The sequence below is a fragment of the Prochlorococcus marinus CUG1416 genome (assembly GCF_017695965.1).
Classification (GTDB): Bacteria; Cyanobacteriota; Cyanobacteriia; order PCC-6307; family Cyanobiaceae; genus Prochlorococcus_A.
Genome location: NZ_JAAORM010000005.1, coordinates 588,448 through 606,023, shown reverse-complemented (window position 1 = coordinate 606,023; position 17,576 = coordinate 588,448). Strand labels below are relative to the sequence as shown.

The window sequence follows — 17,576 nt, the reverse complement described above, 5'->3', positions numbered from 1 at the left end:
CTTAGTTTATGAATATTTAAATAAGTGGAAAAAATTTTTTATATGTTGAATAAATTTACATTTTTTTAGTTATTAAAAAACTATTCAACAAATAGACTGAATTTTTACTAGTTTTTCAACAAATTAGTTCTGTTTAAATTTGATTTCCACAGACACTAATTTTTTTGGATTTTAATATCCTAAGATTTTGGTTATATTTTTTAACGAAGGTTCAATATTTTTCCTGAAAACAGCATCATTGTTCTTAATAGCACAATCAGGGTCTTTCAAGCCATTTCCAGTAAGAACACAAACAATAGTTGATTCTTTCTGAATTCTATTTTTATTTTTTATGAGCCCAGCAACCGATGCTGCACTGGCAGGTTCACAAAAAACACCTTCTTTGGCCAGGATTTTATAAGCATTTATTATTTCTTCATCAGTAACTGATTGAAAGTCTCCTTTACTTTCTTTTTTTACTTTTTTTGCTTTTTCTCTATTTACAGGATTTCCAATTCTTATTGCTGTTGCTATTGTCTCTGGATCTTTAACTATTATATTTTGTACTAATGGAGCAGAACCTTCAGATTGAAAACCCATCATAATAGGTAATTTTAAATTTCTTTTTATTTTTGAATATTCTTTAAAACCCATCCAATAAGCAGTTATATTTCCTGCATTTCCCATTGGAATACAAAGCCAATCAGGCGCAATACCTAAGTCATCAACAATTTCAAAAGCTGCTGTCTTCTGGCCTTGTATTCGATATGGATTCACAGAATTAACAAGCTCTATAGGATGTTCTGATGATAAATCTCTAACAATTTCGAGAGCCTTATCAAAGTTTCCATTAATGGATATTATCTCAGCTCCATACATTAAAGCTTGTGCAAGTTTTCCTTGTGCAACAAATCCTTCTGGGATTAAGACATAAGGTTTTAATCCTCCTCTAGATGCATATGCAGCAGCAGCGGCAGAAGTATTTCCAGTACTAGCACAAATTACTGCTTCACGCCCTTCTTCTTTTGCTTTGCTAATCGCCATAGTCATACCGCGATCTTTAAAAGATCCTGTGGGATTTAGCCCATCATATTTTAAAAAAACCTTTGTTCCATTTCCAATTAAATTGCTAATTGAGTCACTATGAATTAGTGGTGTATTTCCTTCTTTTAAGGAAATAATAGGAGTTTTCTTTGTAATTGGAAGATATTGTTTGTAAGCTTCGATTAGACCTGGCCATCTTTTTTTTCTGTAATTAATACCAAGCTTATTTTTGATTTTATTTAATAACACCATGACTTTTTAATTTGTTTTAATTTTTTCTAGAGGAGAATTTGTAAAAAATTCTAATAATTCTGAAATTGATTCTACTTTATTCATAACTTTGCTTAAAGCGTTGACATCTAAAATAACAGTTTTAGTTGGATATCCTTCAAAAAAATTTATCAGATTTATTTTTCCATTTCCTATGTTAATCCCTTGAACTACACTTGCTCTAAGGGCTAACATACCAGTTCTTTCATCATCTGCTTTGGGTGGGTGGATAATAGATGAAAGTCTTGTTAAAAAAATTTTTCCTATTTCAGAATATACTAATTTGCTTGCAATCGTAATAGGGATATCAAAATCTTTATTTAACACTGATCTGATTTCTTTGTTGGAGGACCCACTTGCTTTTAAAATTTTTTTTAATTGTTTTGTTGAATATCCTTCTTCGGCAAAAGTTTTTAACGAATTTACTTTAATTGTTCTAGAAAATATGTTGTATATAATTTTAATTTCTTCAGCAGCATTAGCTTTGGAAACATTAAAAAGTAATTGAGAACTTATTAAAATAAAAAATATTTTAATTATTAAAAATTTACTAAATTTCATTTTAGATATTTGCGCCAGCGGCAATCTTTACAAGTCTAACGACTCCTTTTTCGGTTACTTTTTTTGCAATTTTTATACCCATTTTTTTTGTATAAGGTTCATTTATAAGTCTAGGAACCCGTTTTAGAAAAATATCAATAGAGTAGCCTGGCACTTTTCGTAAAATTTCTAAAAAGTTGCTTAGTGGCTCTATGTACATTATAAGGTCACTTAAGTTGTTATTTTCATTAGTCGTATTTAATTTAATTGATTTTGGAAGGTATTTATTTAAATTTTTCAATATTTTTAGACTCAGTAAATCTATTTGGTTGGTTAAGCTTTCAATTATTTCATTTCTAAGGAAACCTCCTTTTGGAGAAAAGAGAAGATTTATTACTTCATCTAAAAGTTTTTCTAAATCAAGATTTGTTTGCTTTGCTGCGTTTGAAAGTAGATTCTCTAAACGGTCCCATTTAAATTTTTTATTATCGAAAAGCATTTCTTTCAAACTTTCTCTTAATTGTGGATCAGGATCTTCCATTAATCTTCTCGCAAAATATGGATAAGCTGCACCCAATATTTTAAAGTTTGGGTCTACGCTTAAAGCAATTCCTTCTAATGTTAGTAATGATCTAATTATCAGTGCATAATATGGAGGTAATCTAAAAGGGAATTTATACATAACGCCAGACATATCGTCTGTGACGCTCTTGAAATCCATTTTTGAAACTCCTTGTTCAACGGCATTAATGAAAACATCTTGAAATGCAGGAACTATGGGTTCTAGATTAACTTCTTCTGATAAGAATCCTAATTTTACAAAATCTTGAGATAATTTATCGAAGTTTTTATTTACTAAATGTACAACTGCTTGTATTAAACCAGATCTAGATTCTCTGGAAACTTCGCTCATCATTCCAAAATCTAAGTAACATAATCTGCCATCTTTCAAGGCTAATAAATTACCTGGATGTGGGTCAGCGTGAAAAAAACCATGTTCTAAAAGTTGTTCTAAACTGCACTGGACTCCTATATCTATCATCTTATCAGGGTCGATTCCTAATTTTTTTACATCTTCTAAATTGGTTAATTTTGTACCCTCTATCCATTCCATTGTTAAAACTCTTCTGGATGTTATTTCTTTATAAATTTTAGGTACAGCAATCATTTGGTTATGTTTATGCATATTTCTAAATTTATTTGCATTTTCAGCTTCGTTTAAATAATCCATCTCTTCAAAAACTCTTTTGCCTAATTCATCAATTAATGCCACGAGATCACTTCTTATCAATCCAATATTGTTTTTTAGCCAATAAGCAATATTTCTAACGATGTAAAGATCTAAAGTGATTTGTTCTCTTAAACCTGGTCGTTGGACTTTAACTGCTACAACTTCATCATTCTTCAGTTTGGCTTTATGAACTTGTCCAAGAGAAGCAGCAGAAATTGGTTCCTTATCAATTTCTAAAAACAACTCATCTATTTTCGATCCTAAATCTTCTTCTATCAATTCCATAGCCTTACCCCCATCAAATCCTGGCAGTTGATCTTGTAAGTCAGATAATTCCTCAAGAAGAATAGCTGGAATAATATCTGGTCTTGTTGATAAAGCCTGACCTGCCTTAACAAAAGCAGGCCCAAGTTCTACTAATAAATTTGTTAATTCTCTTGCTCTAGATCTTGCTTGCAGTTCATTTTTTAATCTACCAGTTAATTTATCCCATCCAACTGAAAAGATATAAGCAAGAATAGGTATTAGCGTTTGCCAAAGCCTTTTTAAAAGTCTTTTTGGATTTTTTTTGTAAATTTTAGAAATTGTAACTGGATCATAATCTAATAGTCCAGAAATCTCTATAAAATCAGTAAAATCTTCTTTCATAACTTTATATATTTAAAACCTTTATTTTTTTTAAAAAGAAGTTAATTTTTTTATATGGAAGATTTATCATGTTAATACACCTAAAAATAGAGAATATTGCCTTAATAGAAATTATAGAAATTAATTTCGAAAAAGGTTTGAATATCATTACTGGAGATTCAGGTTCTGGAAAATCACTAATTTTAGATTCCTTAAATGTTTTATTTGGTGGAACTAATATACCTATAAAACATTTAATACGTCCAGAAAAAGATTATTGTTTTATTCAGGCAAAATTCTCTTCCACTCCCCAAATTAACGATTGGTTAGTTAGTAATGGTTTTGAAAGAAGTGCCTTAGAACTAATAATCAAAAGAGAATCTTATAAAAAAAATAAAAAAATCTTATCCAAATTTAGTCTTAATAATTCATCCATTAATAAACAATTATTAGAGGAACTTGGAAGATTGTTAATAGATTTTGCAGGTCAATCAGATACTTTTATTTTTGATTCTCAAGACAAGAGAAGATTAATTATTGATGATTTATGTTCGCAAGATTTGAGAGATACCAATGCAAAGATTAAAAATATATGGCAGCAAAGTGAGGTTTTAAAAGGATTAATGAATAAAAAACTAGAATCCTCTAAGAAACAAGAAGAAAACAACTTATTAATTAAACAAATGTTTAAGACTTTAGACGAAGCTAACTTAAATTCCAGTGAGGAAATCTTAGAATTAGAGTCAATAGAAAATAAACTTGTAAATAATCTCGAAATAAATAATTCAATTCAATCATCTTTAGAGAACTTAAATAATTTCAGTCATGATGAGCCATCAGTCTCTTTTTTGATAAATCAATCAATAAAAGTTTTAAACAGAACAGCAGATTTTGATTGTAAGATTCAAAAATTTAGAGAGAAGTTATTACATATTCAAGCTGATGTTGAAGATTTAATTTTCGACCTCAACTCATATATAGAAGATGTAGAAAATCACGAATCTAATCTTCCAGAAATACAAAAAAGATTATTTTTTTTAAAAAATTTGGAGAAAACTTTTTCATTGGAGCTACCTCAATTAATTGAAAAGCGGGATCAATTAAAGACATATTTTCTACAAAACAATCAAGATAATGAGATTTGTAAGATAAAGAGTCAAATCAAAAATTTACAAAGTAATTTAAATTCTTTATTTGTTATTCAATCTACTGAAAGAAAAAAAATTGCAAAACTGTTACAGAATTCAGTAATCTCAATTTTAAAAAATTTAGGCTTAGAAAATGCAAATTTTTCAATTCAATTTTCTGAATGTAATCCTTCTGGCGATGGGATTAATAATATAAATTTTTTGTTCTCTGCTAATCCTGATCAGAAGCTTGCTCCTCTATCGAGTGTTATTTCTGGTGGCGAAATGTCAAGATTTTTACTAGCGATTAAATCTAGTATTTCTAAAAAACCAAATACTTTCTTTTTAGATGAAATTGATAATGGTCTAAGTGGTAAATCCTTGTTTTCGTTGGTTGAGCTAATAAAAGAAATATCTAAAGATCAACAGGTTTTATGTATTACACATCAGCCTTTTTTAGCTGCTGGAGGTTTAGCTCATTTTAAAGTGCATAAAAATGTAATTGATGGAATAACTTATACTTCAATATCAAAATTAGCTACAAAAAAACAAAGAAAAAATGAATTAATAGAACTTATTGGTGGAGGGTTTGGCGAAGCAAATGATTACGCTTCTAGTCTTCTTGACAGGGCAGCTGCATAAAATAGGAAAAATTCCACTATAATAACCTTTTTAAATCATAAATAGATTTAAACATGGTTACAAAAATCCATAATAGTTTTGAAGAAGATAATTCAATCAATATTAGGGGAGCTCGTCAGCATAATTTAAAAAATATTGACCTTTCTCTCCCAAGGAATAAATTTATAGTTTTTACTGGTGTGAGTGGAAGTGGTAAAAGTTCTTTAGCTTTTGATACCATTTTTGCTGAAGGTCAAAGAAGATATGTTGAAAGTCTTTCAGCATATGCAAGGCAATTTTTAGGTCAAGTAGATAAACCAGATGTCGACAATATTGAGGGCTTATCCCCTGCTATTTCAATTGATCAAAAATCTACAAGTCATAACCCTCGGTCAACAGTTGGAACAGTAACTGAGATACAAGATTATCTAAGATTGTTGTTTGGACGTGCTGGCGAGCCTCATTGTCATCACTGTGGGATTCCAATTGCGCCTCAAACCATTGATGAAATGGTTGATCAAATTCTTCTATTGCCAGAAGGTACAAGGTACCAATTGTTAGCTCCTGTTGTACGGGGGAAGAAAGGAACACACACAAAATTAATAAGTGGACTAGCTGCTGAGGGCTTTGCTAGGGTAAGAATTAACGGGGAGGTAAGAGAACTTGCAGATAGTATTGAATTAGATAAGAATCAAATTCATAGTATTGAGGTAGTAGTTGATAGATTAATAGCAAGAGATGGAATACAAGAAAGATTGAATGATTCTCTACAAACTTGTCTCAAAAGAGGCGACGGTTTAGCCATAGTAGAAGTTGTTCCGAAAAAAGGAGAAAACTTACCTCCTAATTTAGATAGAGAAAAATTATACTCAGAAAATTATGCTTGTCCTGTACATGGTTCTATTGTAGAGGAACTTTCTCCTAGATTATTTTCCTTTAACAGCCCATATGGTGCCTGTCCAGATTGTCATGGGATTGGTTATTTAAAAAAATTTACTGCTGATAGAGTAATACCAGACAAAACATTACCTGTTTATGCTGCAATAGCTCCTTGGAGTGAAAAAGATAATACTTATTATTTTTCATTACTATTTTCAGTTGGACAAGCGTATGGTTTTGAATTAAAAACTCCTTGGAAAGATTTAAGTGATTTGCAAAAAAAAGTTTTACTTTTAGGATCAGATAAACCAATATTAATTCAAGCTGATAGTCGTTTTAAAACTTCTAGTGGTTTTGAAAGGCCTTTTGAAGGGATTCTACCAATATTAGAAAGGCAATTGAATGAAGCTAATGGAGAATCAGTTAAGCAAAAGTTAGAAAAGTATTTAGAATTAGTACCTTGTAATACATGTTCTGGAAAAAGATTAAGACCTGAGGCGTTGGCCGTTAAACTTGGTCCATATAATATAACTGATTTAACTTCTATAAGCGTTTCTGAAACTTTAACTCATATTGAGCGAATCATGGGTTTAGGAAAGACTAATAAGGAAAATATATCTTTATCAGAAAAACAAAAGCAGATAGGTGAATTGGTTTTAAAAGAAATTCGTTTACGTTTGAAGTTTTTAATTAATGTCGGTTTAGATTATTTAACTTTAGATAGACCTGCCATGACTTTGTCTGGTGGAGAAGCTCAACGTATTAGATTAGCAACGCAAATAGGAGCAGGGCTTACTGGTGTTTTATATGTATTAGATGAACCAAGTATTGGTTTACACCAGAGAGACAATGACAGATTATTAGAAACATTAAAAAGCTTAAGAGATTTAGGAAATACTTTAGTTGTTGTTGAACATGACGAAGATACTATGAAATCCGCAGATTATATAGTAGATATTGGCCCAGGGGCAGGTATTTATGGTGGGGAAATTATTGCTAAAGGATCATATGAAGATGTCTTAAAATCAGATAGGTCATTAACGGGGGCTTATCTCAGTGGTAGGAAGTCGATTCCTACTCCAAAAGAACGTAGATCATCTGTTAAAAAAAGTTTAATTTTAAACAATTGCTCTAAAAATAATTTAAAGAATATATCTGTAGAATTTCCCTTAGGAAGGTTAGTTTCTGTAACGGGTGTAAGTGGGAGTGGGAAAAGTACTTTGATAAATGAATTACTTCACCCTGCCTTGTGTCATTCTCTAGGATTAAAAGTCCCTTTTCCTCAAGGGGTAAAAGAGTTAAAGGGTATAAAGGCAATTGACAAAGTTATTGTTATTGATCAATCGCCCATAGGGAGAACACCAAGATCAAACCCTGCCACTTATACAGGTGCTTTTGATCCTATAAGGCAGTTATTTACTGCCACAGTAGAAGCAAAAGCAAGGGGCTATCAGGCTGGCCAATTTAGTTTTAATGTAAAAGGAGGAAGATGCGAAGCTTGTAAAGGCCAGGGAGTTAATGTTATTGAAATGAATTTTTTACCTGATGTTTATGTTCAATGTGAAGTATGCAAAGGAGCTCGTTTTAATAGGGAAACTCTTCAAGTTAAATATAAAGGTTTTAATATATCTGATGTTTTAGAGATGACTGTTGAAAAAGCTGCAGAAACTTTTTCAGCGATACCTCAAGCTGCTGATAGATTATCTACATTGGTAGATGTCGGATTAGGATATGTCAAATTAGGCCAACCAGCTCCTACATTATCTGGCGGGGAGGCTCAAAGAGTTAAGTTAGCTACAGAATTATCTAAAAGAGCTACTGGAAAAACTCTATATTTGATTGATGAACCAACTACAGGTTTAAGTTTTTATGATGTTCACAAATTAATGGATGTCATACAACGTTTGGTAGATAAAGGTAATTCTGTAATTGTTATCGAACATAATTTAGATGTAATTAGATGTTCTGATTGGATTATTGATTTAGGACCTGATGGAGGTAATAAAGGCGGCGAAGTTATTACAGAAGGTATTCCTGAGGATGTAGCTAAACATCCCACTAGCCATACAGCAAAATATCTTAAAAAGGTTCTTAAATAAAAAATCTTTGTTGTATTTCTTTTTATTTTTAAGTATCTGATTAAAACGAAAGTCTTCTGTAAAGTTGTATAAACTTAGTAGATATCTGTCTTTTTGAAAACTTTTGAATTAAAAAATTTTTAAATCATAATGCTTTCTTAAGATTTCCTTTGGGAATCCATCTTATTTGTATTACAGGCTATTGATCTGAGGATTTGCTGAATGAGGTTGAAATTTTTACATTTACATTTACATGGTCTCATACGGTCTAAAAATCTTGAATTAGGTAGAGATGCAGATACTGGAGGGCAAACACAATACGTTTTAGAGTTAGTAAAAAGTTTGGCTAATACTTCTGATGTTGATCAAGTAGATTTAGTGACTCGTTTAATAAATGACTCTAAAGTAGATAATGACTATTCACAAGCAGAAGAATTTGTAGAACCAGGAGTTAGAATTTTAAGATTTAAATTTGGACCTAATAAATATCTAAGAAAGGAATTGCTTTGGCCTTATTTAGATGAATTAACTGAATCCCTTATTTCTTACTACAAAAAAAATAATAAGCCTAATTTTATTCATGCCCATTATGCAGATGCTGGATATGTAGGCGTTAAACTTAGTAAATCCTTAAATATTCCACTTATTTTTACTGGTCATTCCTTAGGAAGAGAAAAACAAAGGAAATTGCTTGATACTGGTTTAAAAACTAAGCAAATAGAAAAGCTTTATTCCATAAGTAAAAGAATTCAGGCAGAAGAAAAAGTTTTAGAATCAGCAGATATTGTTGTAACAAGTACTAAACAAGAGTCCGTTTATCAATATTCCCAATATTCTTCTTTTTCACCTCATAAAGCTCGAGTGATTCCTCCGGGCGTTGATCATAATAAATTTCACCATATTCACTCGACTACAGAGACAGCTGAAATTGACAACATGATGAAACCTTTTTTAAAGGATCTAACAAAACCTCCATTACTGACTATTTCTAGAGCTGTACGAAGAAAAAATATTCCTTCTTTGATTGAGGCATACGGAAGATCTGAAAAATTAAAGAGAAAAACTAATTTAATTTTGATTTTGGGTTGTCGAGATAGTACTTCAAAACTTGACTCTCAACAACAAGATGTTTTCTATAATATTTTTGAAACGATTGATAAATATAATTTGTATGGAAAGGTAGCTTATCCAAAAAAGCATCTTCCAATTCAGATACCTGCTTTATATAGATGGGCTGCTAGTAGGGGTGGGTTATTTGTTAATCCAGCCTTGACAGAGCCTTTTGGCTTAACCCTGCTTGAAGCCTCTTCATGTGGATTGCCAATCATATCAACAGACGATGGAGGACCTAAAGAAATTCGCTCAAAATGTGAAAATGGACTTTTAGTAGATGTTACTGATATTAATAAGTTGAAAGTTATTCTTGAAAAAGGAATTGCTAATAGTGATCAGTGGAAATTATGGAGCAGAAATGGAATTGAAGGTGTTAATAGACACTTTAGTTGGAACACTCATGTCCGTAATTATTTATCAATACTCACAGAAGAGTTTTTGAGGTCTAATAGTGATTCTTCATCTGTAATTAAACAGAGTTGTTTAAAAGGAAGCTCTTCAGTTATAAAGCCCCATTGATCAAATACTTTAGGATCAGTATGAATAATTAGTTGATTGTTATTTGTTTTCTTTAGTTTGAAGCCTTTCTTAGATAGTTTTTTCATTAAGTTAGCAGTTTCTTCAAATCTTGATGCCATAGCATCAAGACTCGAGCAGTCGCTTGTTAAGCCATTATCTTTCCATGTAAAAAAACTCATAACAAATTCTCTATAGATTGATTTTTAAAACTATACCTAAAACCACAAGTAATATGTTGATTTTCCAAAAATTTTCAACTATTTTGTGCTCTTTTACTCCTTTAAGTTCAAAATGGTGATGCAGTGGTGCCATCAAAAATATGCGTTTCCCATTATGAAATAATTTTTTTGTAATTTTAAAAAACCCTACTTGAATAATTACTGATAAAGATTCAATAATGAAGATTCCTGAGAAAATAGATAAGGTAAAAACGCTATTCGTTAATAACGCAATAGAACCAAGAATTGCTCCAATACTTAAAGATCCTGTGTCCCCCATAAATATTTTTGCAGGATAAATATTATATTTGAGAAACCCTAAACATATGCCAGACATTGAATAACATAAGATACTAAAAATAATAAGATCCTGCTGTTCTTTCATTAATATTTCTGTGCCCAATCCAGAAAAAACAATTGCACTACATCCAGCTGCTAGTCCATCTAGTCCATCAGACAAATTTACTGAATTACTTATGCCAACTAATACTAAAAAAGAAATGGGAAATATGAAAATATTCATATTTATTCCCCAGGAGTCAGACACTGTTATTAATGGATTTATTAAATCTTTTTCATAGGCTAATAATATAAAAATTAGTGAGATGATACTTTGTAAGATGAATTTTTCTTTTGATTTTAATCCTGTATTTTTTTTATTTTTAATGCTTAAATAATCATCTAAGAAACCTATAATGAAGAAACCAACAATAGTTAGCAATAAAAGGAATATTTTTGGAGAACCTAGGTTTATATTGATTATTAAAATAAAAATTAAAAAAGGTATTATTATAAAAATCCCACCCATTGTTGGAGTATCACTTTTTTTGTAGTGATTAGCAGGGCCCTCAGTTCTAATATTTTGAAGAAAGTTTAATTCTTTGATTATTTTTAGACCATTCTTTGTTGTGAATAAAGAAATAAAAAAAAATAAAGTGTATACACCTATAAAAATAAAATTTTTGAAAATATAGGAGGTAACTATTAAAGCAAAAGTATTTAATATTAATAATGATTTAAAGTTAAACTTTTTAATCCTCCCAATCATCTTCTGAAGAATCTTCTTCAGTTTTATAATCTTCTTTTTCTCCCATAAGTGCTGAGAGTTCTTCTTCTTCTATCGTACTAATCTCTTGTGAATCTGCGTCTTTTTCAGTGACAAGTCTTCCTGTACTTTCGAGCCAAGATAGTAGATCTGGTTCATCTCTTAATGGTAAAACGGGAGCTGGATCATCTCTATGGTAGCAAGTTAAAGCTGGGTTAACTTCAGAAATATCATTCAATCTAATTTTTAGTTTATTTGAGTCCATTAAAATTGTTGTTCTACATATAAGATAATACATAATGATCCACTATAAAAATTTTGTTTGATAAAGGAAATTTAAAATACTTTTTTATTTGGATAATTTCATTGTTATTGTCTGGATTATTTAAACTTATTGGATACTTGAATCCCAATGTTTTATTAATTAATAACTTTCTTGTCTTATTACTAGTTTTTGGTCCAGCTCTTTTAGTTACAATAATATTAGTTTTTAATAAGTTTTCAAATTCTTAATTACGTCAAAAATTTAAATTTATGGAGCAAATTTAAATGCAGCAGGTAAAAAAAGTTGTACTAGCGTATTCCGGTGGCGTTGATACTAGCGTTTGTATTCCATATTTAAAGAATGAATATGGAATTTCAGAAGTGGTTACTTTTGTAGCAGATCTAGGACAAGGCGAAGATTTGGAATTTATCAAGCAAAAAGCTTTAAATTCTGGTGCATCTAAATCAATTATTGGTAATTTAGTAAATAGTTTTGTGGAAAAATATGCTTTCCCAGCTATTAGAGCCAATGCATTATATTTAGATAAATATCCTTTATCTACAGCTCTTGCTAGACCTTTAATTGCTGAAAACCTCGTTAATATTGCTAGAGAGATTAATGCTGATGCAGTAGCTCATGGATGTACTGGTAAAGGAAATGATCAAGTTAGATTTGATTTAGCAATTAATGCATTAGGCCCTGATTTAAAAATAATTACACCTGCAAGGGAGTGGAATATGAGTAGGGAAGAGGCAATATTATATGGAGAAAAATTTGGTATTCCTGCACCAGTATCAAAAAAATCTCCTTATTCAATAGATGTTAACCTTCTTGGTAGGAGTGTTGAGGCAGGAATATTAGAAGACCCAATGCAAGAAGCACCTGAAGATATTTTTGCAATGACATCATCAATTAATAATTCACCAGATTCCCCTCAAGATATAGAAATTGTTTTTAAAAATGGGCTTCCAGTTGGAATTAATAATGAATTTTTATCTCCAGTAGAGCTTATTAAAAAAGCTAATGATCTTGCAGGTGAACATGGTTTTGGAAGAATAGATATGATTGAAGATCGAGTAGTAGGAATCAAAAGTAGAGAGATTTATGAAACGCCTGGTCTTTTACTTTTAATCAAAGCTCACAAGGAATTAGAGAGCATAACATTAAACCCAGATGTTATTGATTTTAAAGGAATAGTGGAAAAAAAATGGGGTCAATTAGTTTATCAAGGTTTTTGGTTTGGTCCGCTTAAGCACAGTTTAGATGCTTTTATTTCATCTACTCAAAAGTCAGTTAATGGAAGAGTAAAGATTAGACTTCATAAGGGTAATGCAACAGTAATTGGAAGAATCTCTGAAAATAATTCACTTTATAGGGAAGATTTGGCAACTTATAGTAAAGATGATGTCTTTAATCATTCCTTAGCAGAGGGTTTTATTTATATGTGGGGTATGTCTAATAAAATATGGGCAGAGTTAAATTCAAAAATAATTGATTAACAATTAAGATTCTTTATTTTTTTTATTTTCGGACTCGTCTTTTTTATTGGCTGAATCTTCAGGAGTTTTTAAAAGTTCTTTTTCTTTAGATTCTGGATTATCTTGATTCTCTGATGGAGGTGTACTCTTATTAGAGGGTCTTGGAGTTGGCAAAGGACCTTCTTGTTTAACGGTCATATATCTAATAACATCTTCACTTAGTCTCATGGCTTTTTCAATTTTAAAAATATGTTGCCCATCACCTTGATGACTCAATTGGACGTAAATACCTTCTCTATATTTAGATATTTGATAAGCTAATCTTCTTTTTCCTCTCATTTGACTATCCAGGATGGTACCGTCAAATTCTTCTAAAAGTTTATTGTATTTATCAATGTGATTAGTTACTTCATCTTCCGCTATATCGGGGCGGAGGATGTACATGGTTTCGTAATAAGATTGTTGATCATTCATAGTTTCAGACAAGGTCTTTGGCTCATAAATTATGCGATGAGCGTCTGTTCATTATTCACGATACATTACAATGGGCAGTTTATTAAAAATTTGCATCATTTTTTTTAAAGATATTTTTTTAGTGCGTCATTCATAATATGAAAAGGTACTTCTAAACCATTTGTCCAAAATGATAATGATTTCATTCCTTGAGCAACAAGCATTTGCAAACCATCGATAGTCATGCATCCTTTTTTAGCGCTAAATTTTAACAATGGAGTTGGAGCAGGATTGTAAATCAAATCGTAAACAATTGTTTTCGATTTAAGAGATCTCCAAAAAGTTTCCCCATAAGGCAATATATTTTCTTCATGAGTACCTGTTTGCATTCCTACTGGTGTAGTATTTACAATTAATCCTGCTTCTTCAATTAAATTTTGAGCCCGATTATCATTATGTAACAAACCCTGAATTTCAATTTGATTCCCAAAATTTTTAATTAACTCATCTAGTGATGATTTGTTACGTGATACTACTGAAATTATTGAAGAATTTAAATTTATTAATCCCTGTATAACGGATCTTGCTGCCCCACCTGAGCCAAGTACTATTGCTTGTTTATTTGTTAAATTTAAGGTTTTTAATGGATAAACAAATCCCTCTACATCTGTATTAGTTGCGCTCCATTCTCTCTCAGAATTTAACTTAAGGGTATTAATTGCTTTCAGTCTCTTTGCAATAGGTGAGATTTCACTGCAAAGGTCAAATACTTTTTCTTTATAAGGTATTGTAATGTTTAACCCTTTACAATTGATTTTTTTCAAAGAATTCAGAACTAATTCTAGATCTTCATCTCTACAAGGTATTGCAATATAAATTAAATCTAAGCCTAAATATTGAAGGGCAGCATTTTGCATGATTGGTGACAAAGAATGGCTTACTGGATTGCCGATTAATGCAATAAAAGATGTCTTACTTGTAATCATGTTTAGAAATTTTCTTAAAAAAATTACGATCTGTTCGGGAACCACACCCCGTCTTTGAGTAACAATAATGACGCCGATGACCGATTATGGAGAATATAAAATATGAGAATTTACCCATGGGTAAGGTAGTTGGAATCGATTTAGGAACAACTAATAGTTGTGTTGCTGTAATGGAAGGTGGTAAACCCACTGTAATAGCAAATGCGGAGGGTTTCAGAACTACTCCATCAGTTGTTGCATATACAAAAAATCAAGATCAGCTTGTTGGACAAATTGCAAAAAGACAAGCTGTTATGAATCCTGAAAATACTTTTTATTCTGCAAAACGTTTTGTCGGTAGAAGAGTTGACGAGGTTAATGAAGAATCTAAAGATGTCAGTTATTCTGTTGAAAAATCTGGTTCTAGTGTCAAATTAAAGTGCCCTATTTTGGATAAGCAGTTTTCTCCTGAAGAGGTGAGTTCTCAAGTTTTAAGAAAGTTAGCGGATGATGCGGGAAAATATCTTGGTGATAAAGTTACTCAGGCTGTAATCACAGTTCCAGCTTATTTTAATGATTCTCAAAGACAAGCCACTAAAGATGCAGGAAAAATTGCAGGTTTAGAAGTCCTAAGAATTGTTAATGAGCCAACTGCTGCAGCTTTAGCATATGGTTTGGATAAAGAAAATGAAAAAATACTTGTTTTTGATTTAGGAGGAGGAACATTTGATGTCTCAGTTATTGAAGCTGGTGATGGAGTAACTGAAGTTCTATCTACATCTGGAGACACCCATCTTGGTGGTGACGATTTTGATAGGTGTATCGTAGATCATTTAGCTAGTACTTTTAAATCAAATGAGGGAATTGACCTTAGACAAGACAAGCAAGCTTTACAAAGGCTGACAGAGGCAGCAGAAAAAGCAAAAATTGAGCTTTCAAATGCTACGCAAAGTGAAATAAATTTACCTTTTATCACAGCGACTCCTGAAGGGCCAAAACATTTGGATTTGAACCTTACTCGAGCAAAGTTTGAGGAATTAGCAGCTTCTTTAATCGATAGGTGCAAAACTCCAGTAGAGAGGGCTATTAGTGATGCAAAAATCTCTACTAGTGAAATAGACGAGGTTGTAATGGTGGGTGGCTCATCAAGAATTCCTGCTGTTTTAGATTTAGTCAAAAAAATAATAGGTAAAGAACCTAATCAAACTGTAAATCCTGATGAGGTAGTTGCTGTTGGTGCAGCTATTCAGGGAGGTGTTTTAGCAGGCGAGGTTAAAGATATATTGTTGCTTGATGTTACTCCACTTTCTCTTGGTGTAGAGACTTTAGGGGGAGTTATGACAAAAATGATAAATCGAAATACTACAGTTCCCACTAAGAAATCTGAGACATATTCAACTGCTGTAGATGGTCAAACAAATGTAGAAATTCACGTACTACAGGGTGAGAGAGAAATGGCTTCTGATAACAAAAGCTTAGGCACCTTTAGATTGGATGGTATACCTTCAGCACCAAGGGGTGTCCCTCAAATTGAAGTTACATTTGATATTGATGCAAATGGAATTCTCAGCGTTACCGCTAAAGACAAGGGAAGTGGTAAAGAGCAAAGTATCTCTATCACAGGTGCTTCTACCTTATCTGATAATGAGGTAGAAAAAATGGTTAAAGATGCAGAATCAAATGCATCTTCAGATAAAGAAAAAAGAGAAAAAATTGATTTAAAAAATCAGGCTGAAACACTTGTTTATCAGACAGAAAAGCAACTTAGTGAGCTGGGAGACAAAATTGATGCAGCAGCAAAGTCTAAAGTTGAAGAAAAAAGTAATGCTTTAAAAGAGGCAACTTCAAAAGAAGATTATGAATCAATGAAAAAACTTCTTGAAGAACTTCAGCAAGAACTTTATGCAGTTGGTTCATCTGTTTATCAGCAACCTGGCAATCAGCCACCATCACCTGATTCAGCGGAAGGTCCTGATCAGAGTGATTCAAACGATAAAGGTGGAGATGATGTGATTGATGCAGACTTTACTGAAACAAAAGATTAGGAAAGGTAATTTTTAATTTCATTAGCAACCCATTTAGAACAAGCTGGAGCAAGTAAAATCCCATTTTTATAAAAACCTGTACATATAATTAGGCCATCTTCTATTTGCTTCATTATTGGTGAAGGTTCGCCATCAGGTTTTGACCTTATTCCGTACCATTTTTTAGAAATTTTCCCTTTCACAAGCCAATTTGGTTTTTTATCGAGAAAATTTGTGAGTTTTTCGAATGTATTTTCTTCTGGCTTGGTATTATATTCGTCAGTTGAACCAATAATTAGCCTATTTTTTGATTTTGTAATTATATTTTTACCATCTATATTGAATTGTTTTGGGAGCGACAATAAATCAACTTCTGCATCATTTATATCAACTTCTATAGCTTGACCTAAAACAGGTTTTAATTTGATGTTGTGAGATAGGTTATCTATTAAATTAACCGCTTTTAGAGAATTACACAAAATAACTATGTCAGATTTAATGTCTTCATTTTTTCTTGTTGTAGAGATCCAATGATTATTTGATTTTCTGATTTTAATTATTTCTTCTTCTAAAGAATTTATTTTTTTATGTTTTAGATATTTATCTAATGTTTTAAGTAACGAAATAGCATTTATTCTTCCATCTTTGAAGGAAATCATTCCTTTTATATTTTTTGTTTGGAAGGCCTTATTTATATTCTTGATAAATATTGAGTCTCTTTCTAAAATTCTTAAGTTTATATCATTATTTTCATAAATAAATTTCTTTAATTTTCTAAACTTTTCTTCATTCGTAGTTAGTTGTATTAATGGTTTTTCGATATTTAATTCATTATTAAATTTTTGTAGGAATGCAATCCATTGTGGCCATAATTTAATGCTTTGTTTCCTGAGATCCCAACTTCTACCTCTCCTTTTTTGATACATATTACCCATTAGTAAGCCTAAAGCGGCATTGCTACTATTTTGGAGTTGGGCTGGATCTATTATTGTTATTTGAAAACCTAATTCTGATAATTCTAAAGCGTTAAATTTCCCAATAATTCCCGATCCAATAATAACTATGTGTGCTTTCTGAAAATTTTCTTTTAAGCTTTTCAT

14 protein-coding genes are annotated in these 17,576 nt (G+C 31.3%); 6 read left to right on the top strand and 8 right to left on the bottom strand.

The window, feature by feature from the left end; translation table 11 throughout:
* Positions 1-171: 171 nt before the first annotated feature.
* From thrC to HA146_RS09500, 3 genes are read right to left on the bottom strand one after another with little or no spacing between them, the layout of a single operon-like run.
* Positions 172-1,275, bottom strand: a complete 1,104-nt coding sequence (gene thrC / locus HA146_RS09510; protein WP_209109283.1) for a threonine synthase — start codon at positions 1,273-1,275, stop codon at positions 172-174.
* A 6-nt stretch (positions 1,276-1,281) separates the two neighbouring features.
* Entirely contained in the window at positions 1,282-1,854 is a 573-nt protein-coding gene (locus tag HA146_RS09505) for an alpha/beta hydrolase (protein WP_209109282.1), read from the bottom strand.
* A gap of 1 nt (position 1,855) precedes the next feature.
* Positions 1,856-3,712, bottom strand: coding sequence for an ABC1 kinase family protein (locus HA146_RS09500; RefSeq protein WP_209109281.1), 1,857 nt, complete (start codon positions 3,710-3,712; stop codon positions 1,856-1,858).
* 68 nt (positions 3,713-3,780) lie between these two features.
* Here HA146_RS09500 and HA146_RS09495 point away from each other — a divergent pair, with 68 nt between their 5' ends.
* The 4 genes from HA146_RS09495 (at position 3,781) to HA146_RS09480 (ending at position 10,223) form a co-directional block, all read left to right on the top strand.
* Positions 3,781-5,460 carry an AAA family ATPase gene (locus HA146_RS09495; RefSeq protein ID WP_209109280.1) on the top strand — a complete coding sequence of 560 codons (1,680 nt, stop codon included), beginning with the start codon at positions 3,781-3,783 and terminating at the stop codon, positions 5,458-5,460.
* A gap of 53 nt (positions 5,461-5,513) precedes the next feature.
* Positions 5,514-8,417, top strand: coding sequence for an excinuclease ABC subunit UvrA (gene uvrA / locus HA146_RS09490; RefSeq protein WP_209109279.1), 2,904 nt, complete (start codon positions 5,514-5,516; stop codon positions 8,415-8,417).
* A gap of 201 nt (positions 8,418-8,618) precedes the next feature.
* Positions 8,619-10,028 carry a glycosyltransferase gene (locus HA146_RS09485; RefSeq protein ID WP_209109278.1) on the top strand — a complete coding sequence of 470 codons (1,410 nt, stop codon included), beginning with the start codon at positions 8,619-8,621 and terminating at the stop codon, positions 10,026-10,028.
* A 57-nt stretch (positions 10,029-10,085) separates the two neighbouring features.
* Positions 10,086-10,223, top strand: coding sequence for a hypothetical protein (locus HA146_RS09480; protein WP_209109277.1), 138 nt, complete (start codon positions 10,086-10,088; stop codon positions 10,221-10,223).
* On the opposite strand, the gene mraY is transcribed toward HA146_RS09480, so the two are convergent.
* Both mraY and HA146_RS09470 read right to left on the bottom strand, forming a co-directional pair.
* Positions 10,218-11,294: a phospho-N-acetylmuramoyl-pentapeptide-transferase gene (gene mraY, locus HA146_RS09475; protein WP_209109276.1), complete on the bottom strand. Its 1,077-nt coding sequence runs from the start codon at positions 11,292-11,294 to the stop codon at positions 10,218-10,220. The genes HA146_RS09480 and mraY overlap by 6 nt on opposite strands.
* The gene (locus HA146_RS09470) at positions 11,278-11,556 is read right to left on the bottom strand and encodes a DUF3134 family protein (protein WP_209109275.1); all 279 of its coding nucleotides are present in this window, start codon (positions 11,554-11,556) and stop codon (positions 11,278-11,280) included. Before HA146_RS09470 ends, mraY begins: the two co-directional genes overlap by 17 nt.
* Positions 11,557-11,840: 284 nt before the next feature.
* Between HA146_RS09470 and HA146_RS09465 the strand changes: the two genes are divergently transcribed.
* Positions 11,841-13,055: an argininosuccinate synthase gene (locus HA146_RS09465; protein ID WP_209109274.1), complete on the top strand. Its 1,215-nt coding sequence runs from the start codon at positions 11,841-11,843 to the stop codon at positions 13,053-13,055.
* A gap of 3 nt (positions 13,056-13,058) precedes the next feature.
* Here the strand turns inward: HA146_RS09465 and rpsF are convergent, their stop codons facing one another.
* Positions 13,059-13,508: a 30S ribosomal protein S6 gene (rpsF, locus tag HA146_RS09460; RefSeq protein WP_209109312.1), complete on the bottom strand. Its 450-nt coding sequence runs from the start codon at positions 13,506-13,508 to the stop codon at positions 13,059-13,061.
* Between the two features lie 104 nt (positions 13,509-13,612).
* Complete coding sequence (locus tag HA146_RS09455) at positions 13,613-14,473, bottom strand: shikimate dehydrogenase (RefSeq protein ID WP_209109273.1); 861 nt, start codon at positions 14,471-14,473, stop codon at positions 13,613-13,615.
* 116 nt (positions 14,474-14,589) lie between these two features.
* On the opposite strand from HA146_RS09455, the gene dnaK reads away from it, so the two are divergent.
* Positions 14,590-16,497, top strand: a complete 1,908-nt coding sequence (dnaK, locus tag HA146_RS09450) for a molecular chaperone DnaK (protein ID WP_209109311.1) — start codon at positions 14,590-14,592, stop codon at positions 16,495-16,497.
* Here dnaK and HA146_RS09445 read toward each other — a convergent pair.
* Positions 16,494-17,576, bottom strand: coding sequence for an NAD(P)/FAD-dependent oxidoreductase (locus HA146_RS09445; protein WP_209109272.1), 1,083 nt, complete (start codon positions 17,574-17,576; stop codon positions 16,494-16,496). The two genes, dnaK and HA146_RS09445, sit on opposite strands and share 4 nt — an antisense overlap.

What these genes read in the sequence shown, in the direction of transcription:
- uvrA (WP_209109279.1), top strand. Translation starts at nt 5,514, where the DNA reads ATGGTTACAAAAATCCATAATAGTTTTGAAGAAGATAATTCAATCAAT.
- dnaK (WP_209109311.1), top strand. Translation starts at nt 14,590, where the DNA reads ATGGGTAAGGTAGTTGGAATCGATTTAGGAACAACTAATAGTTGTGTT.
- mraY (WP_209109276.1), bottom strand. Translation starts at nt 11,294, where the DNA reads ATGATTGGGAGGATTAAAAAGTTTAACTTTAAATCATTATTAATATTA.
- HA146_RS09455 (WP_209109273.1), bottom strand. Translation starts at nt 14,473, where the DNA reads ATGATTACAAGTAAGACATCTTTTATTGCATTAATCGGCAATCCAGTA.
- HA146_RS09495 (WP_209109280.1), top strand. Translation starts at nt 3,781, where the DNA reads ATGTTAATACACCTAAAAATAGAGAATATTGCCTTAATAGAAATTATA.
- HA146_RS09445 (WP_209109272.1), bottom strand. Translation starts at nt 17,576, where the DNA reads ATGAAAAGCTTAAAAGAAAATTTTCAGAAAGCACACATAGTTATTATT.
- rpsF (WP_209109312.1), bottom strand. Translation starts at nt 13,508, where the DNA reads ATGAATGATCAACAATCTTATTACGAAACCATGTACATCCTCCGCCCC.
- HA146_RS09500 (WP_209109281.1), bottom strand. Translation starts at nt 3,712, where the DNA reads ATGAAAGAAGATTTTACTGATTTTATAGAGATTTCTGGACTATTAGAT.
- HA146_RS09465 (WP_209109274.1), top strand. Translation starts at nt 11,841, where the DNA reads ATGCAGCAGGTAAAAAAAGTTGTACTAGCGTATTCCGGTGGCGTTGAT.
- thrC (WP_209109283.1), bottom strand. Translation starts at nt 1,275, where the DNA reads ATGGTGTTATTAAATAAAATCAAAAATAAGCTTGGTATTAATTACAGA.
- HA146_RS09505 (WP_209109282.1), bottom strand. Translation starts at nt 1,854, where the DNA reads ATGAAATTTAGTAAATTTTTAATAATTAAAATATTTTTTATTTTAATA.
- HA146_RS09470 (WP_209109275.1), bottom strand. Translation starts at nt 11,556, where the DNA reads ATGGACTCAAATAAACTAAAAATTAGATTGAATGATATTTCTGAAGTT.
- HA146_RS09485 (WP_209109278.1), top strand. Translation starts at nt 8,619, where the DNA reads ATGAGGTTGAAATTTTTACATTTACATTTACATGGTCTCATACGGTCT.